Annotated in this window: 19 protein-coding genes; 4 read left to right on the top strand and 15 right to left on the bottom strand. The window is 44.2% G+C overall.

Annotated elements, in window-relative coordinates:
• Positions 1-185: 185 nt before the first annotated feature.
• Entirely contained in the window at positions 186-635 is a 450-nt protein-coding gene (locus FAM09_RS22765) for an LEA type 2 family protein (protein WP_136579464.1), read from the bottom strand.
• A gap of 294 nt (positions 636-929) precedes the next feature.
• Between FAM09_RS22765 and FAM09_RS22770 the strand changes: the two genes are divergently transcribed.
• On the top strand, positions 930-1,553 hold the full coding sequence (locus FAM09_RS22770; protein WP_136579465.1) for a WbqC family protein: 624 nt from the start codon (positions 930-932) through the stop codon (positions 1,551-1,553).
• 1,369 nt (positions 1,554-2,922) lie between these two features.
• On the opposite strand, the gene FAM09_RS22775 is transcribed toward FAM09_RS22770, so the two are convergent.
• The 3 genes from FAM09_RS22775 to FAM09_RS22785 form a co-directional block, all read right to left on the bottom strand.
• Complete coding sequence (locus FAM09_RS22775; RefSeq protein ID WP_136579466.1) at positions 2,923-4,797, bottom strand: M56 family metallopeptidase; 1,875 nt, start codon at positions 4,795-4,797, stop codon at positions 2,923-2,925.
• Positions 4,798-4,963: 166 nt separating this feature from the next.
• Positions 4,964-5,347 carry a BlaI/MecI/CopY family transcriptional regulator gene (locus FAM09_RS22780; protein WP_136579467.1) on the bottom strand — a complete coding sequence of 128 codons (384 nt, stop codon included), beginning with the start codon at positions 5,345-5,347 and terminating at the stop codon, positions 4,964-4,966.
• A gap of 531 nt (positions 5,348-5,878) precedes the next feature.
• Positions 5,879-6,760: a sterol desaturase family protein gene (locus FAM09_RS22785; protein WP_136579468.1), complete on the bottom strand. Its 882-nt coding sequence runs from the start codon at positions 6,758-6,760 to the stop codon at positions 5,879-5,881.
• 168 nt (positions 6,761-6,928) lie between these two features.
• Between FAM09_RS22785 and FAM09_RS22790 the strand changes: the two genes are divergently transcribed.
• A complete protein-coding gene (locus tag FAM09_RS22790; RefSeq protein WP_136579469.1) occupies positions 6,929-8,731 on the top strand; it encodes a BamA/TamA family outer membrane protein in 1,803 nt (600 codons plus the stop codon).
• A 306-nt stretch (positions 8,732-9,037) separates the two neighbouring features.
• Here the strand turns inward: FAM09_RS22790 and FAM09_RS22795 are convergent, their stop codons facing one another.
• Positions 9,038-11,290 (bottom strand): sodium-translocating pyrophosphatase, encoded by a 2,253-nt coding sequence (locus tag FAM09_RS22795; RefSeq protein ID WP_136579470.1) that lies wholly within the window; start codon positions 11,288-11,290, stop codon positions 9,038-9,040.
• Positions 11,291-11,645: 355 nt separating this feature from the next.
• Entirely contained in the window at positions 11,646-14,741 is a 3,096-nt protein-coding gene (locus FAM09_RS22800) for an AsmA-like C-terminal region-containing protein (protein WP_136579471.1), read from the bottom strand.
• Positions 14,742-14,918: 177 nt separating this feature from the next.
• Between FAM09_RS22800 and FAM09_RS22805 the strand changes: the two genes are divergently transcribed.
• Both FAM09_RS22805 and FAM09_RS22810 read left to right on the top strand, forming a co-directional pair.
• Entirely contained in the window at positions 14,919-15,542 is a 624-nt protein-coding gene (locus tag FAM09_RS22805; RefSeq protein ID WP_136579472.1) for a TrmH family RNA methyltransferase, read from the top strand.
• A 121-nt stretch (positions 15,543-15,663) separates the two neighbouring features.
• Complete coding sequence (locus FAM09_RS22810; RefSeq protein ID WP_166437248.1) at positions 15,664-16,149, top strand: TlpA disulfide reductase family protein; 486 nt, start codon at positions 15,664-15,666, stop codon at positions 16,147-16,149.
• Positions 16,150-16,378: 229 nt separating this feature from the next.
• On the opposite strand, the gene FAM09_RS22815 is transcribed toward FAM09_RS22810, so the two are convergent.
• The 9 genes from FAM09_RS22815 to miaB all read right to left on the bottom strand — a co-directional run bounded on the left by FAM09_RS22815 (position 16,379) and on the right by miaB (position 26,231).
• A complete protein-coding gene (locus FAM09_RS22815) occupies positions 16,379-16,993 on the bottom strand; it encodes a DUF4142 domain-containing protein (protein WP_136579474.1) in 615 nt (204 codons plus the stop codon).
• A 497-nt stretch (positions 16,994-17,490) separates the two neighbouring features.
• Positions 17,491-18,096 carry a thioredoxin family protein gene (locus FAM09_RS22820; protein ID WP_136579475.1) on the bottom strand — a complete coding sequence of 202 codons (606 nt, stop codon included), beginning with the start codon at positions 18,094-18,096 and terminating at the stop codon, positions 17,491-17,493.
• 362 nt (positions 18,097-18,458) lie between these two features.
• A complete protein-coding gene (locus tag FAM09_RS22825) occupies positions 18,459-19,436 on the bottom strand; it encodes a YihY/virulence factor BrkB family protein (protein WP_136579476.1) in 978 nt (325 codons plus the stop codon).
• Positions 19,433-20,488 carry an endolytic transglycosylase MltG gene (gene mltG, locus FAM09_RS22830; RefSeq protein WP_136579477.1) on the bottom strand — a complete coding sequence of 352 codons (1,056 nt, stop codon included), beginning with the start codon at positions 20,486-20,488 and terminating at the stop codon, positions 19,433-19,435. The genes FAM09_RS22825 and mltG overlap by 4 nt, the downstream gene beginning before the upstream one ends.
• A gap of 221 nt (positions 20,489-20,709) precedes the next feature.
• Positions 20,710-21,036, bottom strand: a complete 327-nt coding sequence (gene secG, locus FAM09_RS22835; RefSeq protein WP_136579478.1) for a preprotein translocase subunit SecG — start codon at positions 21,034-21,036, stop codon at positions 20,710-20,712.
• A 1-nt stretch (position 21,037) separates the two neighbouring features.
• Entirely contained in the window at positions 21,038-22,597 is a 1,560-nt protein-coding gene (locus FAM09_RS22840) for a hypothetical protein (protein ID WP_136579479.1), read from the bottom strand.
• A 9-nt stretch (positions 22,598-22,606) separates the two neighbouring features.
• Positions 22,607-23,155: an LPS assembly lipoprotein LptE gene (lptE, locus tag FAM09_RS22845; RefSeq protein WP_243751760.1), complete on the bottom strand. Its 549-nt coding sequence runs from the start codon at positions 23,153-23,155 to the stop codon at positions 22,607-22,609.
• A 121-nt stretch (positions 23,156-23,276) separates the two neighbouring features.
• Positions 23,277-24,521, bottom strand: a complete 1,245-nt coding sequence (locus FAM09_RS22850; RefSeq protein ID WP_136579481.1) for a sigma-54 interaction domain-containing protein — start codon at positions 24,519-24,521, stop codon at positions 23,277-23,279.
• Positions 24,522-24,788: 267 nt separating this feature from the next.
• On the bottom strand, positions 24,789-26,231 hold the full coding sequence (gene miaB / locus FAM09_RS22855) for a tRNA (N6-isopentenyl adenosine(37)-C2)-methylthiotransferase MiaB (RefSeq protein ID WP_136579482.1): 1,443 nt from the start codon (positions 26,229-26,231) through the stop codon (positions 24,789-24,791).
• Positions 26,232-26,402 lie beyond the last annotated feature (171 nt).

Raw genomic sequence — 26,402 nt, forward strand, 5'->3', positions numbered from 1 at the left:
TGAAATGACCATTTTCACATCTTTTTATAAAATGGTTGCATCAGTCGAAAATTTTTTTGAAATTTTTTTTGACCGGTAACCCATTCCACAAACTGGAAAACGCATGTGTTGAAAATTTTAGTGAGAGCAAATTTTCCCAAAAAAGGAAAATTAATTTTTACCATTTTACGCGTTCCCGATTTTCATTAAAACCTGATTTTTTGCATGCCCTCGTACCGGATCGGGTAATTTATAAAAAGACCACCGCGACCAATTTTGGTGCTTCCATCCAATTTTATAAAGACGCTATCGGAGCCCGAAGAAAGGGTTTGCAACAACCCCATCGCCGTATTATTCATGTTAACTTTTAAAACCACGGGCAATAAAAAAGTGTCCTTTTGGGGAATTTCTATGGTGGAGTCGAGCGTCGTTTTTCCGAAAAAATTGTTGTTCACGTACACATCAACTGCTGCCCCTTTCATGGTAACCGGATACTTATTCGGGTTATAAAATTCTGCATCGGCCCCCACGGTCGACTCCTTCAATCCAAACTTCAGCACTTTAAAATTTTTCACGCCCAGGTAATTGAACCCGGTTGGCTTGGCGCACCCCACTGCTAAAAGGGGTAGGAGCATCCACCCGATCAGTTTTCGCATGTCGATGATTTTTAGGCCACAATGTAACGGATAAATTTTTCCGGCCAAAAAAGGGATCGTATTTTAGAATTTTCTTTGCTAATAAGTTTAGATTTAGGGACGTTTAAATTGTAAAATTGGTGGTAAAATGACTGCCATTATTTTTAGTATAGTTTATTTAAAGTAAAATTTTAATTATCAGTTATTTTATGAGTTTTTAATGAAATTAAAGTTTTGAATTCTTGACCCATAAAATGATTGATTTTCGAGCTTTTTGAGCCAATCTTAAACAAAAAACGGGAAAAGTTAGTTGTTATGAATTTATTAATTGAAAGTCAATATTTTCCACCTGTTACCTTATTTAAAAAGTCAATAGAATTTTCGAATATAAAATTTGACGTATATGAACCCTGGCGAAAAATGAGTTTTCGGAACCGGTGTGTAGTGGCTGGTTCAAATGGCATCATCAATTTGAGCATTCCGATCCTGGAAGGCCGGGAGCAGAAAAAGTTGTTGAGGGAGGTGGCGATCGATAATCGCAAACCCTGGCAATCGCAACATTGGAAAACCATCACCTCCTGTTATAAGCGGTCGCCCTGGTTTGATTTCTTTGAACCCGAGTTAGACAGGTTGTATCGCCAGCCGGTTGAGTTGTTGAGTGAGTGGAACCGGACCTGTTTTGAGTGGGTGGTTGGGAAATTAGGACTGGCTATTCATGCGGATAATTTGCAATATGTTTCGGGTGGGAAAACCGATCCCGGGATGGTGGATTGGCGGAACAAACTGACGCCAAAATCTATTCAAACCGACTTCCCAAACCCGGTTCGTTACCACCAGGTTTTTGAAGATCGCATAGGGTTTATTCCTCATTTATCGGTTTTGGACCTGTTGTTTTGTGAGGGCAAAAATGCGCGCCGGATACTATTAAGTGGTGAGTGAAATGAGCTTTTCAGGCGTATATTTCCCAATAATGGAAATGGGAAAATTTTCAATTTTCGGTTTTCAGGCTAACTTGCTATCGATCATTGGCTATCATTTCGGCGATTATTTTCACAATTTGTTTTACTCTTTTAAAAATTTGTTGCAGCTACTTCAGATGTTTCGCTGTCTAGCAAAATATTACCTTTTATACGAACTGTTACTGGTTGATTGATAAAGAGGAAATTGGGGAGGGAAATTGTACAATGAATATAGTTTTTACAGGAGCAGTCAATGGACAACCGGTTTAATTTGGTCAGTGTTTGAATGAATGAAGATTAAATAAACCCTTCCAAAAATGATCTCAGGAGGGGCTACTTATAAAAGTTTTTGAGGCTAAGACACCTCGATCTATTTTGGTAATGTCTGCGTAACCAATACCAACTGCGAACAACAAATCCCGCCAAAGGCGGGATTTTGTTTTTAATACCGGTATCCCAAAAAGCCGCTGATAAGCAGGTTATTCCCTTCACCAATGACAATTTTTATTCTGCCATCGAGTCAGAAAATTCCCTGAATTCACAGTTTCATTTTGCATTAGCATCGCTTTCCTGTTAGCGATATTTTTCGCATATGTTCCCGCGAAACTTTTTAAAAAATATGGATAAGTATTCGCGCATATGGCTTGCATAGTAATTTTCCGTTCGTAGCTTTAGCCGGTGATTTTGTTGTCATTAATCCGTTCCGATTGGAAACTGGAAGGTGATTTTCCAGCCAGTCACCTCCCAACCAACTTTATCCAATGCACATGACTCATTCCTACATATCCTGCCTTGTAAACGGGTTCGCAAAACGGACCCGTTGCAGGATGTTTTTGGGGTAGGGCGGTTTGCATTTTTTGCAAGACATGGCGCTTAAAATTTGCATGGTTCCGTAAAATTCAAATCGTTTTTTGAGGTCATTTCTTCCACGCTCACCCGTAATTCTTCTCCAATAATTTTCTTTAAACGACTCTATGCAGGTCTTAATAAAAGGGTAAAAAGGGCCCTTTAAATGTGCCCGATGTTTTAACGAAAGGGTTCTAAAAAACACCCGGTATCAAAATGAATTTGAGCAACTAAAATCGTGTATCTTATATTTTAATATATGAATAAAACCCTATGAAAGGGTAGGCAGGCTGGCTGGTGTTTACGCGTGTAAATTAAAAGTTTTGTTGTTTGATAGCTGAACCTGCCCCCAGCGGGCAGGTTGCCATATGGTTGATCGATGAATAATTTGCGTTATGAGTATTCGCAGTAAACCTGAATGAATATATGCACCAGTCATCTGGCTACAAACCATCTAACCATGAAAAGAGGAGGGATCGGATTTTTGGGTCGGCCCTGGTATCTTAGATTACAACGATCTTCTTTTTTCGGGTGGGTGTAGTGGTACACTCCTTTTTCTTTTCCCGTTCCAAATTCTTCAGCAGCTCGTGTTGTTGAATACGGTCCATCAGGATCTGTTGTTGGGCTTGTTTCAGTCTTTCCTGTTGCAGGGTGCGTTCTCTTTGGTGGGCGCCTAACCTAACCACAAAAGCTTGCTGCACCTGTTGTATTTGCTCCTGGGCTTCCTCCAGGGCATTTTCGGTTTCTTCATTCACCTTTTTCCAGTCAACCTGTTGCAAAGCCTTTTCTATTTCCTGCTGAATTTGTTCCATATTAATTTTCATTCCCTGCTGTTTTAACGATAATTCCAGCTTTTTCCAGTTCACCTTTTGCAATGCCTGCATCGACTTTTCCATGGCTTCTTTCGCCTTGATGTCGGTAATGGTCATCACATATTTCTTGGGCAGGGAAGTATCTTCTACCGCCTGAAAATAGAAGCTGGTGCCCGGTACATACGGGAATACCTGCTGCGGCATCGGAGGCTGGGAAGCCGGATTATTTTCAGGTAAGGAATAATCATCTGCCATTTCCACATTATTTACAAAACCCGCCAGTTGTTCAGGCAACGCTTCGAATTGATTGGAGAGCGCTGCCAGTTTTACGTCGGTGGTGAGCTCAATGAGCTGCTCCAGCTTTTCAAATGGATCTTTCTGTTCAGGACAAGGTGTGCAGGTCCCTTCTGCTGATTTTTCATCAGCCGTTACAGCGATAAAAGCAACCGGGGCTTTTTCCCTGTTATCGGGTATAGATGGCGTACTAAAGCTGGTTTGTACGGTTTCAATAGCCGCAGTGGGAGTGCTTACTGCGTCCAGCTTTTTTATGATCAAATTATCCCGCGTGCGCGCGGGATTGTACCAGCCAATAAAAGCAATGAGCAGGGCCGAAAGCAGGTAGGCAATCAGTTTTTGATTAAACGGATTGTATACCGGTTCCTTGCCCAAAATGCGCTTTACCCGGTTCAATAAAAAGTGTTTGTCTTTACCGGTTGCTGCCAGTGCCAGTGCGCTGGAATCAGTGCGGTTTTGCTCAAGCGTAAGCAATGCACGGGCATAACTGTGCGGTTCATAGCAAAACTGCAATACCAGGTCATCGCAACAATTTTCCCGCTCTTTGCGAATGATGCCGGTTAACAGGCGAACGAACGGGTTGAAGAACAAGATCACATCCACACAGGCAATGAGCAGGTTGATCAGGTAGTCGTTGCGGCGAATATGGTTCAGCTCATGCAGAATGATGGCCTCAGCCTGTTTAATGGAAAGGTGATTGACGGCCGCGATCGGTAATAAAATAACCGGTTTAAAAATGCCCAGGGTCACCGGGGTATCAACCAGGGATGACAGCCAGATCTGCACTTTCTTTTTTATACCTATGTGTTGTACGGCCTGTTGCAAGAAGATCCTCCATTCAGGATTTGCTTTTTGCAAACCGATGGTAAACAATTGTTGTGTATGGCGGTATTGAAAATAAAATCGAATAAAAAGGAACGCGGCTGCCAGCATATAAGCTATTGATAAGAAGGGCAGGGCCGGTTCAAACCAGTGTGTAATAATGCCCGGCCATGAGGTTGTGTAAACCGGGGTGTTGTCTGATACATATAAAGTTATTACCTGCTGACCATTGGCTGCTTTATACAGGTTAATGATCAGGGTGATCAAAAACCAAAGCGAACCGCCCGCCAGGGATAATAAGGCAATTGCGTGTCGTTGACGGGATAGCAACTTTTTTCCATTCATGGTAAGCGCCACATAAACCAACCACAACAATGCCATTTGCCATAAGCTGTTCAGTAATGCCCATCCCAATGCTTTTAGAAAAGCTGATTGGTACAACAGATTCATCTGAATTTTTTGTTTTTTTGCCTGAGGGCCGACTAAAAAGGCGAAAGGCCTCCATTTAGATGGTCGGATTGCCAGTTTGTTTGATTGTTATAGCCATAGTACTCCGGCAATCGAACCCTCTAACCATCAAACAATCAAAAATTTTTTAGTTAGCCCCGGAATCCTATTATTGTTTCTTCAGGTTGTCCAGCATTTTTTGAATTTCTTCCAGCTCCTCTGCCGATGCTTTGTGGTTGCCCAGGGCCTGCATTACCAACTCTCCCGGCGAACCGCCAAATACGGTATCGATCATCTTGTTCAAAAGATGCTTTTGGGTTTTTTCTTTACTTACTGCGGCCTGGTAAATGTGCGTTTTGATAGAATCATCGCGTTTTACCAGTCCTTTTTCGTGCATGATCTGCATGAGTTTAAGGGTAGTGGTGTACCCGGCTTCCTTTGTCACCAGCAATTCTTCATGTACTTCGCGTACACTGGCATTGCCTTTTTTCCATAAGATCTGCAGGATCTCCAACTCGCTTTCTGTGGGTTTTATAGTTTTAGTGGTAGCCATATTAGAACAACATTTGCCTTAAAAATACGACAAATTTCGTAAGGTATTGTTAATACAATTTAAATACACGAAAATTTTCGTGGAAGTTAATATCGATGGATGGTTGTGGGGGAGGATGATTGAATATTGAATATTGAATATTGAACCGAAGAATGCTGACGTGGAGAGAAACAAAAAATGAAAAATAAGGAACAGAGAAATGAAAAAGGCTAGCATGTTCGTTAATTCGATTGATTTGCAATGCTTTGTGAATAGGCGTAATTAAATCTCACCTTTTCCTTACCTTTCTATACCCCCTGTCTTACTTCTCCCTTATACCTCCTCTATACCTGACTTACCTATTGTTTACCGGTTAGGTAAGGAAAAGGTAAAGAAGAAGTAAGGCAGCTATAGGGAAAATATAAGCACCAGGTAAGCTTTAGGCAACCGAGAGGTAAGCTTTAGGTAACCGAGAGGTAAGCTTTAGGTAACCGAGAGGTAAGCTTTAGGTAAGCAACAGGGAACTTTCTTCCCTTCCACATTGAACATTCGTTATTCAATATTCTTCTGTTTCTCTTTCTCATTCCTCATTTCCCGCACGGTTTTCCCGCTTCCATCATGGCTCCAGCCGGGTGGGCGCAAGATGTAATTAATACCATTTCGTACCGACCCTGACCGCCAGGCCTGCCTGAACATATCGCCCCATTCTTTAAAGGCTATGCGTACGGGGTTGTAGGTGTCAATGTTTTTGGTTAATCCATACGTTGGACGTTCTTCTTCCGGCTGAAAAGTGCCAAACAGGCGGTCCCAGATGATCAATACGCCACCATGATTTTTATCGAGGTATTTCAGATTACTGCCATGGTGTACCCGGTGATGCGAGGGAGTGTTAAAGATAAATTCAATTGGCCGGGGCAGCATGTATATCGCCTCGGTATGGATCCAGAACTGGTAAATTAAACTGATCTGCTGCATCAGCATCACCACAACAGGATGAAAGCCCAGGAACGGCATCCACATCCAGAAAACAAAACCGCCGGTCAGGTTGCCCGTCCAGGTTTGCCGCAGGGCGGTAGACAGGTTATACCGTTGGGAGGAATGATGCACTACATGCGAAGCCCAGAACCAGCGCATGTTGTGAGAGGTATAATGAAACAGGTAATACGACAGGTCATCGGCAAAGAAGGCGAGCGCCCACATCCACCAGGTGAAGGGAAGGGTAAACAGCCGGAACTTATACACCAGCATAAAAGCGGCCAATACAACTAACTTTGCCAGTAAACCCGAGATAACGTTTCCAATTCCCATGGCCAGGCTGCTGAAGGTATCTTTCACCTCATAGTAATCCTTATGTTCCTTCCAGGAATACCATGCTTCCAGCACCAGCAATATAATAAAGCCGGGAATTGCGAAGTATAGGATTTCGGGGGCCATAGGCAAGCTGTTTAACGGAGCAATCAGTTACAAAAGTAGATTTTTTTCTACATCCGTTTTAGCAAACCGGTACGCAGGGCAATGCGTATGATGGTATAATTGATGTAATAGAACATTTGATAGTTATAAAGCGTTAATTGTCATTGCCCTTTTGAACCAATATGAATTATGCACGCATCACTCCGTTATATTATTTGTTGCTGTTGTTTTACAGGAAGCATTACTTTGGCTATCGGTCAGGACAGTACCAGGAAGAAAGTTAGAATTGGTTCCCTTGCAAAAGATATTTACCACAACTTTTTGGTAGTTGGTGAAAAAAGCCAGGACTCCACTTTCTTTCAACGAAGTGAAGATAGTTACCGCCCATACGCAGGCAAAGTGATCAGGCGGGTTGTTATTCGCAATTTATCTTTTGGCGAAAATGTGGATGATACTTCTACCAGCATCATCAGCGCATTAACCAGGGCTGCCGATAAATTGCAAACCAATACCAAGGACTATATCATCAGGGAATTGTTGTTTGTAAAAAAGGGACAATTGGTGGATCCCTACCGGTTGGCGGATAATGAACGTTTTTTGCGCGATCAGAATTTTATCAAAGACGCCCGCATCATTGTTCGTCTCGTGACGCCGGATTCCGTTGACCTGATTGTTCGGTTGCGCGATGTATTTAGCTGGGGCGCAGAATTGAAAACATCGGGCATTAAAGATTTTCAGGCTTCGGTATATGATGCCAATTTCCTGGGTATGGCGCAACGGTTACAATATACTATGTTATATGATCGTACCCGAAGTCCGGTAATAGGGTCAGAGATCATGTATCGCAAAACCAGTATTGCAGGCTCCTTTATCAATGTAGCGGCAGCGTACACCACCATTAATCAGGGCGCCTCATTGGGCAATGAAAATGAAACGGCGTATTACCTGAAACTCGATCGGCCTTTGTATACGCCCAATGCCCGCATTGCGGGCGGCTTGGAATTAAGCTGGAACCGGAGCACCAACGTGTTTCAAAAGCCGGCTATTTTGTTCAGCGATTATAAATACCAGTTAGGTGATGTATGGCTGGGTTATAACATCGGGATGTACAGGCAGGAGCGTACGGGTGAAGACAGCCGGCGTCGTCGTTTTGTGTCAATGCGTTATTTTGATCAGCACTTTATACTGCCGCCGAAGTTAGATTCATTCGATTTCCGTTATGCCAATAAGCGATACGTGTTAGGTCAGATCACCTGGTATAAAATAAACTTTTACCGTACCAATTATATTTATGGTTTTGGAAGAACGGAAGACCTTCCGGTTGGGATGATGCGTAAGGTAACGATTGGCTCGGCACAGGTAGATAGTTTGCGCCGGTTGTATGTAGGGTGGGAGTTTGATCATTGGTTAGTTGACAGGGGCAGTAACTATTGGAACTATACGCTGGCGCTGGGTACCAATTTATATAAAAAGCAATGGCAGGATAATAGCGCGTTGTTGAATATTTCCTGGTTCAGTCGTTTATATGATTTTCCTAAATACAAATTAAGACAGTTTGTTAATATCAGTTATGCAGGTATTTATAACAGGCGTGTGTATGAGCCGCTATTAATAAATAACGAATTTGGCCTTGAGCGTTTTAATACAGATAGCGTCAGGGCCACCCAACGTATTTCAGCCGGTACAGAAACCAGCTTGTATACGCGGTGGAGTATCCTGGGTTTCAAGATCGGTTTTTTTGCATTTGGAAAGGCAACGCTTATGTCGCCTGAACAAACCGGTATATGGCGCGGTGGTTTATTTCCTGCTGCCGGCGGTGGCATCCGCACCCGAAATGAGAACCTGATATTTGGTACAATCGAGTGTCGTTTTACCTGGTTCCCACACACGTTATACGATGTAAATAATATAACGGTTACAGTTCACAGTAACCTACGTGTAAAATTTACAGGTTCGTTTGTGCAGGCGCCTTGGTTTGCGTTGGTTAAGTAGAAAGCGAGCAGCTGGTAGGGAAGGAGAAGCAAGTTAATAAGTTGATTAGTTGATAGCGTTGATAAAATTAAGAGGGCAGGAAGTAATAGATAAGAAGAGAAGAATGAAGTGGGATGTGAGTAAGTGTAAACATCTATATTGAAAGGCTACCTATTATACACACCCCTTTAGGGGTAGGGGGTAAAAAAAAGGGTCCCCGATGTAGAAACATGGGGACGTTGGTATTTGGTATGATATAGTGCCTTAAGTTGTTACTAACAAAGATAATGTCGTTGTTTGAATATTTTAAGATTTTTTTTGGAATATTCAATTAATCTTTTTTTCTATTGTATAAGTATTTGTAATATCACGGTTATGGTCAGGTATTACAATTTTCTTATTTGCTTGTGCAGTATGCGTATCACCGTTACTATAGATCTGGGCCAGGGTAGGCGCAATAACCAGGGATACAATCGACATTAACTTGATCAGGATATTCATAGAAGGACCAGAGGTATCTTTAAACGGATCACCTACAGTATCACCGGTTACAGATGCTTTATGCGGCTCACTCTTTTTGTAGAAGGTTTCACCATTGATCTCAACACCCTTTTCAAAAGACTTCTTGGCATTATCCCAGGCGCCACCGGCGTTGTTCTGGAACATACCCATCAATACGCCGCTAACGGTAGCACCAGCCAGGAAACCACCTAATGCTTCAGGTCCTAATAGGAAACCTATGATCAGGGGAGAAACAATGGCAATGGCGCCGGGCAACATCATCTTTTTGATAGAAGCTTCTGTGGAGATGGCTACGCATTTATCATATTCAGGCTTGCCTTTTCCTTCCATAATACCAGGAATGGTACGGAACTGGCGGCGCACTTCTTCCACCATGGCCATAGCTGCTTGTCCAACAGCGCGTATAGCAAGTGAAGAGAAGATGAAGGGGATCATGCCACCTACAAACAAGGCTGCCAGTACATCGGCTTTATAAATATTGATCCCTGGAATTTTAGCAACACCTACGAATGCAGCAAACAGGGCCAGTGCGGTAAGGGCGGCTGAAGCGATCGCAAATCCTTTACCGGTAGCTGCAGTGGTGTTACCTACTGCATCCAGTACATCGGTCTTTTCGCGCACCTCTTTTGGCAGCTCACTCATTTCAGCGATACCACCGGCGTTATCGGCAATAGGTCCGAAAGCATCGATCGCCAATTGCATAGCCGTGGTGGCCATCATACCGGCAGCGGCAATGCCCACACCATATAAACCGGCACATTGGTAAGAACCCCAGATACCACCTGCCAATACGAGGATGGGTAATAAGGTAGATTCCATACCTACAGCCAAACCACCAATTACGTTTGTAGCATGACCGGTACCTGATTGACGTACGATGCTTAACACGGGGCGTTTACCCATGGCTGTATAATATTCGGTAATGATACTCATTAAAGTACCAACCACTAAACCAACCACTATAGCGCCGAGGATGCCTTCGCGGGTAAAGGTTTTGGCGTCCGCTGCCAGCGAACCATTTACAACATCACGTACCAGGTGAAAATCACCTTCGGGCAGGATCCAGAACACCAGACCAACAGAGGCAATGGCGGTAAGGATAATAGAACCCCAGTTACCCATGTTCAGCGCTTTTTGCACAGTGTTGGTGTTAACACCTGCAGATTCGCTGATGCGTACAAAGAAGGTCCCTACGATAGAAAATAAAATACCTACGCCGGCAATCAGCATAGGCAGTAATATGAGTGAATAACCACCGAATTGGTCTTGTACAACTGCTTCCCGGCCTAATACCATGGTAGCTAAAACGGTGGCTACATACGAACCAAACAGGTCGGCGCCCATACCGGCAACATCTCCTACGTTATCGCCCACGTTATCGGCAATGGTAGCCGGGTTGCGGGGATCGTCTTCCGGAATGCCGGCTTCTACTTTACCTACCAGGTCAGCACCTACGTCGGCAGCTTTGGTATAAATACCGCCGCCCACACGGGCAAACAGGGCAATTGATTCAGCGCCTAATGAAAAACCGGTAAGTACCTCTATGGTCCTAACCATTTCTGCTGAATTAACTCCTGCTTCGGCTGCGAAGATGACTTTCAGAATGATAAACAAACCACCCAGTCCCAACACGGCCAAACCAGCCACGCCCAAACCCATTACAGAGCCGCCGGTAAAGGAAACCTGCAGGGCTTTACTTAAACTGGTACGGGCTGCATGCGCAGTGCGTACATTGGCTTTAGTGGCAATGCGCATACCAATATAACCGGCCACGGCACTGAATACCGCACCAATTACAAAGGCTACGGCTATAGCCCAGTGAGATTCGGAATTAAAGCTGGCCATTACGCCAAGCAACAAGGCTACAATTACAACGAAATAACCCAGTATTTTCCATTCGGCCCGTAAAAAGGCCATTGCACCTTGTGCTATGTAGTTGCTGATTTCTTTCATGCGGTCGGAACCCGCTTCTTGTTTTGAAACCCAGTTAAATTTGATGAAAGTATACAGCAAGCCGATGATGCCCATGAGGGGCATTAGATAGAACAGATTGTCCATAGTTTTGATTCTTGTTCTCTTAATTTTACGAGAGGGGCAAAAATAGGGGAAAACGGCTTAAAATTAAAACCCTATTGCGTTTCAGCCGATCCCGGGGTTTCAACTTTGGTGGTGTTGTGCCGGGGTTGGGGAAAAGCTGTTACAAAAAAGGACTAAAAACCAAATTACAAGCTCCATATTACAGGCTATGTAATGAAAAGAGGCTGCAGTGGATGCAACCTCTTTTTAATATGTGGTGAAGAACCGCTGCAAGCCGCAAGCTGCACGCTTCAAGCAAATACAGCTTCCGCGCAGCGTCCCATCTCTGCCTTTTGCTTGTGGATTGAAGTGTAGCTGTATTTCATCAGCACAGTAGCTAGTTCTTCTTCTTTCTAAAACCATCCAGCAAGCCTTTAGCAGATTCTATAGCGCTTTTCTTCACATCTTTTTTGGCGCTGTCATTGGTAGCCGTGCTGTCCTTCTGCCCGAATAGTTGCCTGGCAATATGGTCTTTGGCTGCCTGTACGGCCTGGTTCTTGACCGATGCCAGCGTGTCTTTTGCTGCGCTTTTGGCGTGGGCCACAGCACTGTCAGCGGCGGCTTTTTTGGCGGCGATCAGCTCCTGGGCCTGGTTCTTCATGTCATCTGCCAGGCTGCTGCCTGCACCGGCCAGGTCGGTATTTACGGTGGGGTGGGTAATAGACCCGCCCATATGCACCTTAAAGCTGATAACGTCGCTTAACTTAACCGGAATGCCTTTGTTGCTGGCCTGCATTGCCAGGTTGTTGACCAGGGCATTGGCCTTGCTGCCCAGTTTATCCCGCGGCACTTTCATGTTGATCACGTAATCGATCGACTGGTCGAGCCCATGTTTGCCGCCAATTTCCATATTCACGTCCTGCACTTTTACATTGAAAGGTTTTACAAACACTTTTCCGTCGGCCACATCAAAATAGCTTTTTACGTCTTTCAGGGACATTTGTTTCAGGCTCGAAATATCCAGGGCGCTGGCCAGTTTGTCGAGCGGCGCGAATTTATTCAGCACGCCTTCCAGCAACAACAGCGAACCATTACCGGTAATAGTGCTCAGGTCGGGCATCATGGTTTCACCCAGTTGGCCGTTCATCGTAAGCTTCGATGTTAATTTACCGGCAATGAACTGGCCTATCGGCATCAGCTTTTGCATGGTATTATAAGCAAAGAAAGTTTTTTGTATATCCAGCCCCTGAACATCATAGGTAAGCGAAATGTCGGGTTTCTTTTTGCTTAGTTTGGTAGAGTAGGTGCCGCCCAGGGCAATGGTTCCATCCAATGCCTGCATTTTTACATCTTTCAACGCAACAGTTTCATCTTTTACCTGCAGGGTACCGGCAATATTTTTATAATCTACCTTATCGTATTTTACACTGCCTGCTTTGGCATTCAACGTAAGGTTGATGTTTTTAGGAACCGCAAATGGTTCACTGGCAGTAGCAGGTGGAGTAGTAGCTGTTGAATCTTTTGTAGTTGGTGCAGGCGCCGGGGTAGTGGTGGAGGTGCCCATCAATTTGTTGAGATCAACTTTGTCGGCCGACACACTTAATACACCAGCTAACGTTTCATCTTTTAACGCATAGCCGATCAGGTTATCGAAGCTGCCATTGGCGTTAAAATTGGTTCCCTGGAAATTACCGGTCACATCGTTCACCGTAACGTTCTTGGGGTTAAAGGTGAGCAGGGTGTTTTTCAGGTTAACACCGTCGGGGTAATCTTTCGACTTATAACTTACATTGGTCGCCTGCACGGTGCCGGCCGTTTGTATGGCCTCGTACTGGCTTTTATCGATAAATGATTTCTTGCCCTTCACCGATACATTGGCCTGCAGGTTGCCTGCCAGTGAGGTACCGGGTTCAAATGTATAGAACTGCGCCACGTTGCCCAGGTTAAAGGTGCCTTTGGCGGTTCCATCAAAATAAGGATCAGAAGCCAGGGTTTTAAGCAGCAGGGTAAGGTCAACCACGTCTTTTCCTATTTCAGCATGTGCTGCAGGAATTTGTATAACGGCGTGGTCTGCCAGGCCATCCGGACTTTCAAAATTTATTCTGGCGCTGGTGTTTTGTATCGGTTGCGGAAATTCTTTTGATGAGTAATACAGTTTGTTGATATCGATGTACCCTTTGGCGTAGAACTCTCCTGGCTTTTGTTGCTGTACAACTGCCAGGTTACCTTTTGCCTGTACATCGGCGTCAACGGTTCCGCCGAGTTTGGTGCCGGGATCGAGTTTAACGAACTGGGTAATACCCGCCAGGTCGAGCTTTCCTTTAACGGAAGCATCAATATACCGGTCGGTCATGGGTTTTTGCAGAAATACTTTGAAATCGAAAGGATCGGTTCCAAATTCAATATGACCTTTTGGAATATCAACTACCGTATGATCGGTTACCCCATCGGGATTGTTCACATTTACCAGAACATTGATGTTCTTGACCGGCTTGGGCAGATCAGGATACTGGAAGAAGCCCTCCCGTATATCGAGGCTGATCTTGTATGCAGGAATTTCCGTATTGCTGTAAATGCCTTTTACCAGGCCGCTTAAAATAGCTGTACCGCTTGTTTTTACTTTTTCAAATTCATGTTGGTATACGGAAGGAATTAAAGACAGTATGCTTTTAAAATCGTTTGAAGGCGTACTAAAGAGGATGTCCATATCGTAAGTGCTGTCGTTCACCAACTGGAAAGATCCTGTTGTTGCCAGCTTTAGATCGTTCAGCGCTATTTCGTCTGTCTTCCAGGAATATTTGTTGTCCTTATTATTCACCTTAATATCCAGGTCAATGCCGGTTTTGGTTTTGTTGAGATAAGGAATGCCGCCATAGATGAAGGTTATGGCATCGGCCTTTGTATTGGTTTCCAGGGTAAACAGGTCAGATGTAAAATCGCCGCTGCCTTCGTGCGTAAGATTTACCAGTTCCGTACTCATACCTGTACTTGCATCATCATATTTGATGTATGCATTTTTAATAGCATACTTATGCAGGTTCATTTGAAAAGGAGATGAAGCGGCCGTATCTGTTGAAGGGGTAGTGGCCGTATCGGGTTTGGCAATATCCCAGTTGGCTTTACCTTCTTTGGTAACAATGGCATGAATACGCGGTTCGTTTACATTAACCGAATAAATTTTCATATTCTTGCCGCCGATTACACTGAAGAGGTTAACCGCCACATCAATTTCTTTGGCGCTGATCAGGGTGTCTTTGGCGAAAATATCGGTGCCTACTACCTGTAGTTCTTCGAGCGCCACAGAAACTCTTGGGAAATGACGGAAGAAGGAGAGGCTGAGGTCTTTAAAATCTACTTTTGCGTTTATGTTATTGTTGATCTGTTCTTTGGCAATGGCTATGATCTTGCCTTTGAAAATGAACGGGGCTATAAACAGGATAACAATCAACGTGCCCAGGGTGATACCTGTGATTTTGGCGATTTTTTTGAGCATAGGTAATTGGTTTACTTACAATTATCTAAGTGTGAATATAGTTGAAAAAGAAGCAAGATACAATAGTTAACGGTTCCAGGTTACAGGTTTCAGGGAAAATACACTACCTGCAGCCACCCATGTAACCTGTAACCTGCCTGCCGGCAGGCAGGCTTGAAACCTGTAACAAATTATAATATGACTCCTGAAAGACGTGCCCGCCTGCTGGCTGTGTTAAATAAGCGGCAAAGTGATATTACGGTGGTTTTGGAAAATGTTTTTGATCCGCACAATATATCGGCTGTAATGCGTACCTGTGATGCTGTTGGTGTACAGGAGGTATATGTATTGAACACTAAAATTCCCCGTCATAAGAAATGGGGCGCAAAAAGCAGCAGTAGTGCGGCCAAATGGCTTTCGGTGCACCAGTTTACAGATGCTGAAGCCTGTTTCAGGGCCTTGCGGCAGAAATATGACAGGATTTTAACTACCCACCTTAGCAGTGATGCCGTTAATTTGTACGAAATTGATTTTACGGGTCGCATTGCCCTGGTATTTGGAAATGAACATTCGGGCGTAAGCGATGAAATACGCGCCATGGCCGACGGTAATTTCATTATTCCGCAGGTAGGCATTATTAAATCGCTGAACATTTCAGTAGCCTGTGCCGTTACGTTGTATGAGGCGCAGCGGCAAAAAAAGCTGGCCGGGCATTATGATTCGTGCCGGTTACCGGAGGGGCAGCTGAATGAGTTGTTGGAGAAATGGGGATTTGAGGAAGAAATGGGAAATGAGGAATTAAAAATTAAGAATGAAGAATGAGAAAGGGAAGAAGAAATAATGAATATTGAATATCCAATGTAGAATGTCGAAGTAGAAAGACATGGCTTACCTCGTTGCCTTTATGCCTCGTTACCTTGTTGCCTTTATTAATAAATCACAAATGAAAAAAATATTCATTACAGCCTGTTTAATATTACTAGCCACAGCGATCTTCTCCCAGACCATCAAAAAGGTAAAGATCACCGAAGTGGAAGAGTATATCAAGAACAGCGATCACCCAATAGTGGTGAATTGCTGGGCTACCTGGTGCGCGCCTTGTGTTGAGGAAATACCTTATTTCATGGAAACCGTTAAAAAGTATAGCGAGCAAAAGGTAGAATTATTGCTGGTGAGCCTTGACTTTGCCAACTCTTATCCCAATAAGATCCTGGAAGTAATAAAAAAGCATCATTTCGATGCCACCTTCTTCTGGTTAAATGAAACCAATGCCGATTATTTTTGTCCGAAGATCGATCCTAAATGGGATGGCACGTTACCATCTACTTTACTGGTGAATAATAAAACCGGCTTTCGTAAATTTTTTGGCCGCCCCATGACCGACAGGCAAATTGAACTGGAGGTGGGAAGAATGACAGGAAGTAAATAATATCGAATATCGAATATTGAATATCGAATGTCGAATATCGAATGTCGAAGTTGGAAGAAATGAAGAAATGAAGAATGAGGAATGAGAAATGAAAAAGTGAAAGCATCGCCTGATGCTTCTTACTATAAAAAGAACATTGAGCATTCAGCGGTAAGCGTTTCGCGTTCTGCGTTAGGCGTTTTCTGAATACTCAATGTTCGATCTAAAACTCCGCACTATAATCCTGGAATTATTTCAGGCTTTTATTAATGGCTTTTGCTGAATCAAGGTGCATTCTAAGCGTTGGTAATTTCTGCGATGCAAAAGTCTTCACATCGGGATCGGTACCGTTCTGTGCTGTTTTCTCAAATTCATCTACCACATCCTGATGATCATCGACCATCATTTTCATATAGGCTTTATCAAACGCTGCGCCATTCTTTTTGCTTAGATCCTCTAAGTGGTCCTTATGTTTTCCCAGGTCACTCGGTAACGTTACATTCTTTTTACTGGCTATTGTTTTCAAATCATCATTGGCTGCGCTATGATCCCGTACCATCATTTCTGCAAAATTCTTTACGCGTGGGTTCATTGCTCTATCGTTGGCCAGTTTACTGATCTCAACTTCTGCCATACCACCCAGCGCCGCATCATTTATAAACGTGCGGGTTTTGTCATCAACCGTACCCTGTGGGCTCGTGGCTGGATCAGTTGTCATATCACGATCGGAACGGGTATTGTCTGGCGCCTGATTGATAGCGCCTACTGAATCTGCGTTTGTATTATCAGTTGTTGTTGGACTTTGACAGGCAAACATCGAAACCAGAGCAAATACCGCAAACGAAGAAAAAATTGTTGTTTTCATCTGACTTTATTTTGGTGTTTTTGTAAGAAAGCGGTAAAGGTTTTAAGAGGTTGATATATAGCAGCATTTTTTATGCCCTGACCAGGATGGCCAACATATTGGGACATAATGTTAATGGTATATAAAACACATTGCCTGTTGTGGGGAGTAAAATCAACAGGGCAGAAGCTGGTTATTTAAAGGGGGTAACATTGAAACATGTTACAGTTGTAAGGCTATAAGCTGTAAGCCGTAAGCAAATACAGCTACACGCGGCACGCAAAAACAGCCGCAAGCTGAAAGCAGAAATACAGCTACAGGCAAAGACAAAGAGGCAGCGAGGCAACAAGGTCCGCTTTCGCCAAGGCTTCAAAAGCAACGTGAATGCGATAAGCAGCAAATAGACAATCTACAATTTACAATATGCAATGTGTTGCAATCTGCAATAAACAATCTACAATAAAAAACCCCGACGTATCGGGGTTGTACAGATTTTAAAAACGGGACTCTTATTGGTGTTATGAAATTCTCTTAATACTACAACCAACCGATTTAGATTGTTTAACCGATACTTCCTTTCCGGCGAGCGTTTCATTGATCGCTTCTTTTAAATGATTGCGTTTCACACTGGCTGCATCGGAAGGACTATCATCCATAGCGCCATGATATACCAGCTTTCCGGTTTTATCGAACAGAAAAACTTCTGGTGTACGTGTGGCTCCAAAGGCATCGGCCAACTCATTATTTTTATCTTCTGCATAATACCAGTTGTACCCTTGCCCTTTCGCATAGTCCTGCATGGCGTTTAATGACTCGGAACTTTTTCGGTTAGCTTCATTAGAATTCAATAAAACCACACCAATGCTTTTTTTAGCAGCAAACTGACAGATTTCCTTTGTACGGGCCTGATTGTTAATTACCACAGGGCAGGTATTACAACTAAACATTACCAGCAAACCGTTCTCTTTCATCGCGTCTTTCAATGTCACTTCCCTGCCGGAAATATCTTTTAACTTATTTTCTGTTTTCGGAATAGCGGAGCCCAATGGTAAAGGGTCTTCCATAGTAAATGATAAAACTACCATTGCGGGTAACAGCAATAAGCTGATCAAAATTTTTTTCATCTGACGTTTTTATTTGATGGTTAATACAAGGGCCGGAAGGAAATTTGCCTGTATAAGTTCTTTATAGTACGAAATGTCTATTAAAAATTTTTCGACGGAGCTTTCATAGCGTAGACCAGTATCGCAAACAGCTATGCAAAGTTTACTAAAAAATGACGGTTTTACCTACTACTTTCTGTTGAGCGGCTTTAAATTTTTATTAAAAAATAGTGAATATTTCTAATGTGAGAGAGGCATATTGCAAAATCACAAATCACAAGAACCAAATAAATTTCAAATCTCAAATAACAATGCTTTTGGAGTTTGGAACCTGGTTTTATTCTTTAGTTCCTGGTTTCTTGGTTCCTGGAATTTTTTCCTCATTAAACCCGATCATGAAAAATAAGATCATCACTCGTATTGTGTACTTGTTTCTGCCGTTCTTCCGACATGGCTTTTATAGAGTGAATACTTACATTAAGCTCATATCCAATGAGCAGCACCAACGAATTAATATAAATAATGATCATTAACACAATGATGGTACCTATTGATCCGTACAGCGCATTGTACTTTCCGAAATTGTTAACAAAGATGGAAAACCCAAGGGTGGTAAGGATGCTTAAAAAAGTAGCCAGGATAGATCCCGGAGATATCAGCTTCCATCGTTTTTGTATAGCCGGGGCGTATTTATAAATGAAAGCGATGGCATAAAATATGAGGCTTACGAGGAACAACCACCTGAAGATGCCGATAACGGTTAGTACAAATACACTTTTTATACCCAGCAGTTTCAATACCGTGCTTTGCAGTATCAGTAATAACACACAACCCAGTATCAACCCCATTATGATAATAGTGAGCTTGATGGCTATAAGTCGGGTATTCAGTCCCGTTCTTTTTTCAAAGCCTATGTAATTCTTGTTGAATGAACGCATGAGGCCCATCATTCCATTAGAAGCAAAAAAGATAAGCAACAAAAAGCCGAACGATAACAGGGCAATGTGATCATCCTTGAAGAAGCTGTCTACAAAACTGATAATTCCCTTATTGTAGGTATCTGCCGGTATAATATCGCGTATTATGGAATGCAACTGGCGTTTTACCTGTCCCCGGCGAATAAAAGGCAATTGCGGTATCAACGTGAACAGGAACAAACACGAGGGCGGAATAGACATGATAAAATTATAGGATATGGCCGAGGCTCTCTCGGTTAATCCCACCCGGCGTACCTGCTCTTTAAAAAACATGATCACATCGTACAGGGGTACGCCGTCAAATCCGGGCAATATTATTTTCTTACTTTTTTCTGAAAAAAAGCGGATAGGGGGTGAGTTTGATATGATGCGTTCTACGTTCATTTAGGCGTTTCTATATCGTCTTGTGCGGCTGCTCTTTTCTGTTGTTCTATGTCCTGTGCTTTCTGAAATTCCTTCGCTTTTACCAGGTGTTGCTCATATGTTTCACTAAACACGTGATGTCCTGAAAAATCACTTTTGGCTACAAAATAAAGATAATTTGTTTGCGGCGATTGTAAAACTGCATCGAGTGTTTGCAGGGAAGGCGTACAAATAGGACCGGGCGGCAACCCTGCATTCATATAGGTATTATAGGGCGATTCAACTGTAAGGTATTTCAGATAAATGCGCTTCAGCGTGAAATCGCGCATGGCGAATTTGATGGTAGGGTCGGCCTGCAATTTCATTCCCTTGCGAAAGCGGTTCAGGTATACACTGGCAATAGTGTCTTTTTCGTCAAGTGCAGTGGTTTCTTCTTCTACAATGGAAGCCAGCGTATAGGCCATAGCGGGTGTAAGCCCCAGGTTACGCGCCTGCTGGCGGCGTTCTTCCGTCCACACTTTTTTGTATTCGGTGTAAAACTTATCAAAGATGGTATTCAACGACGCATTCCAGAAATAGGTATACGTATTGGGATATATCATGGCCATTACCGTATTGGAATCGAACCCGAATGGCTGCAGGGAATCGGCGTTGGATAAATAATTTATAACGTCGGCTGAATCTATTTCCATTTTACGGCCCAGGAACCCGGCCAGGTTTTCTTTGGTGCGCAGCTTGGTGATGATGAGTTTTACCGGCGCCTGGGTGCCGTTACGTAAAAGGCGCGCAATATCCATCAGGCTCATGCCCTGCTTTAATTCGTACCGTCCGGCTTTGAGCTTTTCCGATACGTCCCACCTGGTGGCCAGTAGATCAAGGGCAGTGGGGTTCTTTACCAGGTTGCTGTCATGAAATGATTTTGAAACCTCGGGCCAGGTGGCATGACCGGTTCGAATGTAGAGGTATTTAGATTTCTCGGGAAATGCGGTATTGGCAGTAAAAAACTGCCAGCCGGCATAGGTACCTGCCAGCACTACTATAATCAGAACGCTTATGACCAGTTTTCTGAACATGGGATATAGATTAATTTATTTTCATCCATTGCTTCTTTTCCTGTTCGTATTGTGCAAGAACTATGCTAATTAAGCTACAAGCTTCAAGCCGCAAGCTCCAAGCCGAAAGCAAAAGGCAAAAAGCCAAAAGCAAATACACTGCAACTGCCGATACCGGCCTAAAATAAATAAAAAACCCTGTCTCTAAAAAGACAGGGTTCAGCTATTTTTTTACAATATAATTATTTCGCTGGAGGCGTTGATTGTAAAGGTGAGCCACTGGCAGGAGCGGGGGCTGATGTTGCCGGACGTGCATTTACCGGATCGCGACCGCTGCTTTTACCCTCTGGGATAAAAAACGCCGAAAACAAGCATAACAGGGCAATTGCAATCGCCATTACCCAGGTACCTTTTTCCAGTACATCGGTGGTTTGTTTTACGCCCATGAACTGGGTATTGAAACCGGCAATATTACCGGCCAATCCGCCGCCTTTGGGATTCTGGATCAAAATAAACAACCCGATGGCCACGCTAGCTATTATAATTAGTACCAGGAACAAAATCGTCATGTCACTGTGCTTTTAATTGTTCAATTCTGCCCGCAAAATAAGGGCTTTTGGCGGGATTAAGCAAACTTAATTTCTCGTATACCCGTATAGCTTTGTCGGCATTTCCCTGTTTGGCCCATACTTCGGCCATTGCCTCGGTCAGTATTTCTTTTTCCTCAACAGAATGTTCGGCTATACGTTGTATACTTTGGTTGGTAACCTCGTCTAACGAAGTATTGGATTCCAACGGACCAATGCGTTTCATACTGCGCAGCCAGTCGGTAAAGCTTTTCAATTGTTTACCCATCTTGTCCTTAAAGTCAGCCTGGCCCAGCTTAATGCCCTGGGAAGCAAAATAATCGATGGTGTGGTACGACTCAAAGATCGGTTCGCCCAGGTCAACGGCCGTTTTGTCGGGCCTTCCCCCGGCCCCCTCCAGTGGAAGGGGAGTTGGTTGTGCTGGCTGAGTTTGAACTACTTCGGGTTCGGCCTGAACCGGTGCTTCGGTAACAGTATCCGTTGATGGTCTGTCGGTTGTATTGTCAACCACTTCTTCAGTGGTAGCAGGCTGTTCAGTTTCTGCGGTAAACCGGGCCTGTTCTTCTGCAGCAACGGTTTCTGTAACCTGCACAACAGGTTCTTCTTCAGTTGCTTGCTCCGTGGTTGCTGTTACCTCGGTTTCAGCTACTTCAGTTATAACTTCAACTGGTGGCGCTTCTTCCACTGCCGGTACAATGTCATCGATCTCTTCATTGGCCAAAGCTATTTCCTGAGCAGTTACGTCCACTGCCGGAACAATTTCATCCGCTTCTTCTTTTACCACAACGGCTTCTGTGCCCCTGGTTTCCTGTTCGGGAACTTCCGCTACACTTGCTGCCGGCGTCAATACTTCTTCGGTAATACTTACCGCATTTACGGCCGCTTCTTTGGCTGCACTGTCTTCGGCCAACTGGCTGCTTTCTGCAATGGCTACTGCCGAAGCTGTTTCTGTTGCTGCGCTGGCTTCCTCCTGAACGGGGGCGGTATTGGCCTGTTCTGGTTCTGGTGTATGTTCAACCAGCGAGCCGTCTTCATTTACTTTCAGGCCGTTCTCCTGTTCTGCTGCAGCGGTTTCTTCGGATGCAGTTTGCACAGCTGCCGGTTGTATATTTTGTTCAGCCGGTTCTGCTACTGCAGCCGCACTGGTTTCTGTAACTGGTGTTTCCTGCTCTTTATTTTCTTCTGGTTGTACTGCTGGTTTGGTGCTGATGATGGCGGGCGCCGTTTTCGGCATTTGTACCACGATCCTGAATCCTGGTTGTTGGGCAGGTTCTTCTGCTTTTACCGGCAGGGCAGGAGCTTCCTCTTTATGATCTAGTTGCCAGCGTAGCCACAATGCATTGTGAAAGTACAGGGAAGCCTGTTCGCCCTGGTCGTAATGATTATAGGATCCGCTGTCTTTCAGCTTTTTGGCGTATAAGAATTGACCAACAGCTGCAAAAGGATAATCTTCAGTGAACTGTTTCAGTTCCTGTACTGTTACCTGCTCAAAAGAGTCTTTATCAAAAATATGTTTTACCAGCGTTTGAATGTGATATTGCATGTAACCAGCTTACCAGTTTGAAAAAATACGATTGAAAATTTCATCCACCACGTTTTTAATGATGGTTTCATTTAACTGGGCCTCCGCCTGCGAAATGGTCAGGTTGGCCGAATAATCGAAGTTACGGGAAACATCGGCTTCAAAGTTCTTTGTTTGGTCAAGGTTGTTTTTAAAATTGAGATGGACAGTCACCGTCAAACGTTGTGTGGCAGCCTGCTGGTTCGAAATACCTGCTGTGGTTACAGTATAACCCGTTATCTGGCCGTTGATATCATAATGCGCATCGTCGGTTTGCACACCGGTTAACCTGGTTTGCCCGGTTATTTTCTGTCTTAATTTATCTGTTATCTGCGGGCTCAGTTGTGGATTGATATACCGGGCCCGGTTCTCAATATAATTTACCCGAAATGTCTTTACTTCCTGGGGAATTGAACCTATGTCCTTGAATGAATAACAACCTGTGAACAGGAGAGCAATTGGCAGTAGGCAATAGGCAATAAGAAATCGTGAAACGGCAAACGGCAAACGGCCAACGGTAAAACGGGTTGCCAGTTTCAAACGGCGGGTTACCCCGACGTGTCGGGGCAGGTTACAAGTTGCAGGGCCTTTTGCTTTGAAATTAAGAACCTTGGACCGGAACCCCTGAAACCTGGAACTTGTAACCTGTAACTTGTATTCTTCATTCCTTGATATCATATTCTTTTAATTTACGGTACAACGTCCTTTCACTGATACCCAGATCAAGGGCTGCGTCCTTGCGTTTGCCTTTATGTTTTTTAAGCGCTTTTTCAATCAGCTCTTTTTCCTTGTCCATGATGTTCAGCGACTCATCTACTTCTTCGTGATGATGAATATCTTCATTATCATGGTGGATCATCACGGGTTGTGAAGGACCGGTTCCTACGGGTTGCATGTACGTTGCTGGTAACAGCTCTTTCGTCTTCAACTCGTTTATCAACGATTGGTTTTGCACGCTCGTACCCGGGTTTTGCAGAATATCCACAAACATCTTTTTCAGCTCGGTCACATCTTTCTTCATATCGAAAAAGAGCTTGTACAGGATCTCTCTTTCATTGGCAAATTCATGGCCGTTGGCCACCGGGTTGCCGCTTCCATGCGCCAGCACCGGCAGGCGGTTGAAATCGCGATTGGGTAAAAAGCGTTTCAGTTCCTGGGCCGAAACCAGCCTGTCGGTGGCCAGTACCGAGATCTGTTCTGCAATATTCTTCAATTCACGCACATTCCCGGGCCAGGGATAATTAATTAACACATCTTTTGCCTCATCGTCTAATTGCACCGGTGTGGTTTTATACCGTTCTGCAAAGTCAACACTAAATCTTCTGAACAGGAGGGGAATGTCTTCGGGCCGGTCGCGCAGGGCTGGTACCCTGATGGGCACCGTGCTCAACCGGTAATACAGGTCTTCCCTGAACTTACCATTTTGTGTAAAGGTGAGCAGGTCTTTATTGGTGGCGGCAATTACCCGTACATCGGTTTTTTGAACTTTAGAGGAACCAACGCGAATGAACTCACCGGTTTCCAGTACCCGCAACAGGCGGGCCTGTGTGCCGAGCGGCATTTCGCCAATTTCATCGAGGAAAATGGTACCGCCGTTCACGGTTTCAAAATAACCTTTACGGGCATCAACAGCACCGGTGAAAGAACCTTTTTCGTGCCCAAACAATTCTGAGTCGATCGTTCCTTCGGGAATGGCGCCACAGTTAACTGCAATAAAAGGATTGTGTTTGCGTGCCGATAAAGCATGGATGATAACCGAAAATGCTTCTTTACCTACGCCGCTTTCCCCGGCGATCAACACGGTAAGGTCGGTATTGCTTACCTGTGCAGCTACCTGCAGGGCAAAGTTCAATGCCGGCGCGTTACCGATAATGTTGAACCTGTTTTTAATACTTTGAATATCCACTTTATTACTAATTTTTTCAGATACCCCCTGCGGTTATCAGTGATAATTTTGCATGAAGGTGATCCGGATTATTTTAATCAGGGCTAAGCCCTGTATGTTTTATCTGTCTTTTTTATATTGCCCTTTTGAGGCTGGGCGGGTTTGACCTGTTGTCAAACATTGCGATAGTTTCAAGACTCTTTCAACTGGTTTTGAAAGATAACGCTTATTATGGAGCTGTTACCGGTTACCAGGTACCGGGAACCGGAGCCTGGTAACCGGCAACCATTATGGTTCAATTTTACCAATCAGTGTTGCGCCTGTGCAATCATACACTTTAACCATTACATAATTGCCTTTGTTCAACGCGTATTGTTCTTTTGGAAAAACAACTACTTTATTCTGGCTGTTACGTCCCATCCAATCCTGGTCGCTTTTCTTACTGTTCCCTTCTATCAAAACTTTAAATGTTTTACCAACGTCCTGCTGGTTACTTTCACGGCTCAGCGCATTTTGCAGTTTTACGATCTCATCCAACCGCTTTTTCTTAACTTCTTCAGGCACATCGTCTTTATACCGGCGGGCAGCCAGGGTTCCCGGGCGCTCACTGTAAAAGAACATATAGCTCATATCGTAACGGCTGTGTTTCATGATGCCGAGGGTATCGGCATGGTCTTCCTCTGTTTCGGTACAAAAACCGGCAATGATATCGGAGCTGATGCCGCAATCGGGCATTATTTCCCTGATGCGATCTACTTTGGCCATATACCATTCGCGGGTATACGTTCGGTTCATCAGTTGCAATACCCGGGTAGAACCGCTTTGTACCGGCAGGTGAATGTATTTACAGATGTTCTCATACTTCGCCATGGTGAACAATACATCGTCGGTAATGTCTTTGGGGTGCGAAGTTGAAAAACGAACGCGTAACGACGGATCGATCAGCGCCACCATTTCTAGCAGGTTGGCGAAAGTTACAGGTGCTCCGGTGGAGGGGGCGTTGGCTGCCTCTTGGTCTGGGACCCAGTGGTAACTATCTACATTCTGGCCCAGCAGGGTTACTTCTTTATACCCGTTATTGAACAGATCAGTGCATTCTTTTACAATGGAATGAGCGTCGCGGCTGCGTTCGCGGCCCCGGGTAAAGGGTACCACGCAGAACGAGCACATATTATTACAACCCCGCATGATGCTCACAAAACCCGACACGCCATTACTGTCTAACCGAACGGGGGAGATGTCGGCATAGGTTTCTTCCCGGCTCAACAACACATTCACTGCTTTCTGGCCGGTTTCGGCTTCCAGGATCAGGCCAGGCAAACTGCGGTAGGCATCGGGGCCCACCACCATGTCAACCAGCTTTTCTTCTTCCAGGAATTTCGCCTTTAACCGCTCGGCCATACAGCCCAATACCCCGATCAGGGCGCCGGGATTGTTCTTTTTAACAATGCGCAGGTCGCTCAGGCGTTTGCGCACGGTTTGTTCGGCTTTTTCGCGAATAGAACAGGTATTGATCAGGATAAGGTCGGCTTCCTCGAAGTTGCGGGTAGCGCCAAATCCGTTCTCGTTCAGAATTGAGGCTACGATCTCGCTGTCGGAGAAATTCATTTGACAGCCGTAGCTTTCGATATAGAATTTTTTATTATATGCAGTAGGGTCATTTACAAATGGGGCATAGGCTTCTCCCTGCCTGCTTTCCTCGTGCATCGTATGGTTCATCCGCTCTGGCATCAACAATTTCAGTTTTTGGGATGGCAAAGATAGCCAAAAATGGGTAAAAATGACAGGTTGACAGAAAGCCAAGGTACTAATTTGCTAATGTGATAATCCCTACATATCGGGACAAGTTGTGCTAATGGAATATAGGAATATGGCTGCACGCTGCACGCTACATGCAAAAAC

Origin of the sequence: Niastella caeni (assembly GCF_004834005.1) — a bacterium.
In the GTDB taxonomy this organism is placed as follows: domain Bacteria; phylum Bacteroidota; class Bacteroidia; order Chitinophagales; family Chitinophagaceae; genus Niastella; species Niastella caeni.

Bases quoted from the DNA above. Each gene is read 5' to 3' on its own strand.
- FAM09_RS22820 (WP_136579475.1), bottom strand. From the start codon at position 18,096: ATGAAAAAAATTTTGATCAGCTTATTGCTGTTACCCGCAATGGTAGTT.
- FAM09_RS22795 (WP_136579470.1), bottom strand. From the start codon at position 11,290: ATGGACAATCTGTTCTATCTAATGCCCCTCATGGGCATCATCGGCTTG.
- FAM09_RS22800 (WP_136579471.1), bottom strand. From the start codon at position 14,741: ATGCTCAAAAAAATCGCCAAAATCACAGGTATCACCCTGGGCACGTTG.
- FAM09_RS22775 (WP_136579466.1), bottom strand. From the start codon at position 4,797: ATGAATCTGTTGTACCAATCAGCTTTTCTAAAAGCATTGGGATGGGCA.
- FAM09_RS22780 (WP_136579467.1), bottom strand. From the start codon at position 5,347: ATGGCTACCACTAAAACTATAAAACCCACAGAAAGCGAGTTGGAGATC.
- secG (WP_136579478.1), bottom strand. From the start codon at position 21,036: ATGACGATTTTGTTCCTGGTACTAATTATAATAGCTAGCGTGGCCATC.
- FAM09_RS22810 (WP_166437248.1), top strand. From the start codon at position 15,664: ATGAAAAAAATATTCATTACAGCCTGTTTAATATTACTAGCCACAGCG.
- FAM09_RS22815 (WP_136579474.1), bottom strand. From the start codon at position 16,993: ATGAAAACAACAATTTTTTCTTCGTTTGCGGTATTTGCTCTGGTTTCG.
- FAM09_RS22765 (WP_136579464.1), bottom strand. From the start codon at position 635: ATGCGAAAACTGATCGGGTGGATGCTCCTACCCCTTTTAGCAGTGGGG.
- FAM09_RS22825 (WP_136579476.1), bottom strand. From the start codon at position 19,436: ATGAACGTAGAACGCATCATATCAAACTCACCCCCTATCCGCTTTTTT.
- FAM09_RS22790 (WP_136579469.1), top strand. From the start codon at position 6,929: ATGCACGCATCACTCCGTTATATTATTTGTTGCTGTTGTTTTACAGGA.
- mltG (WP_136579477.1), bottom strand. From the start codon at position 20,488: ATGTTCAGAAAACTGGTCATAAGCGTTCTGATTATAGTAGTGCTGGCA.
- FAM09_RS22785 (WP_136579468.1), bottom strand. From the start codon at position 6,760: ATGGCCCCCGAAATCCTATACTTCGCAATTCCCGGCTTTATTATATTG.
- miaB (WP_136579482.1), bottom strand. From the start codon at position 26,231: ATGCCAGAGCGGATGAACCATACGATGCACGAGGAAAGCAGGCAGGGA.
- FAM09_RS22770 (WP_136579465.1), top strand. From the start codon at position 930: ATGAATTTATTAATTGAAAGTCAATATTTTCCACCTGTTACCTTATTT.
- FAM09_RS22805 (WP_136579472.1), top strand. From the start codon at position 14,919: ATGACTCCTGAAAGACGTGCCCGCCTGCTGGCTGTGTTAAATAAGCGG.
- FAM09_RS22840 (WP_136579479.1), bottom strand. From the start codon at position 22,597: ATGCAATATCACATTCAAACGCTGGTAAAACATATTTTTGATAAAGAC.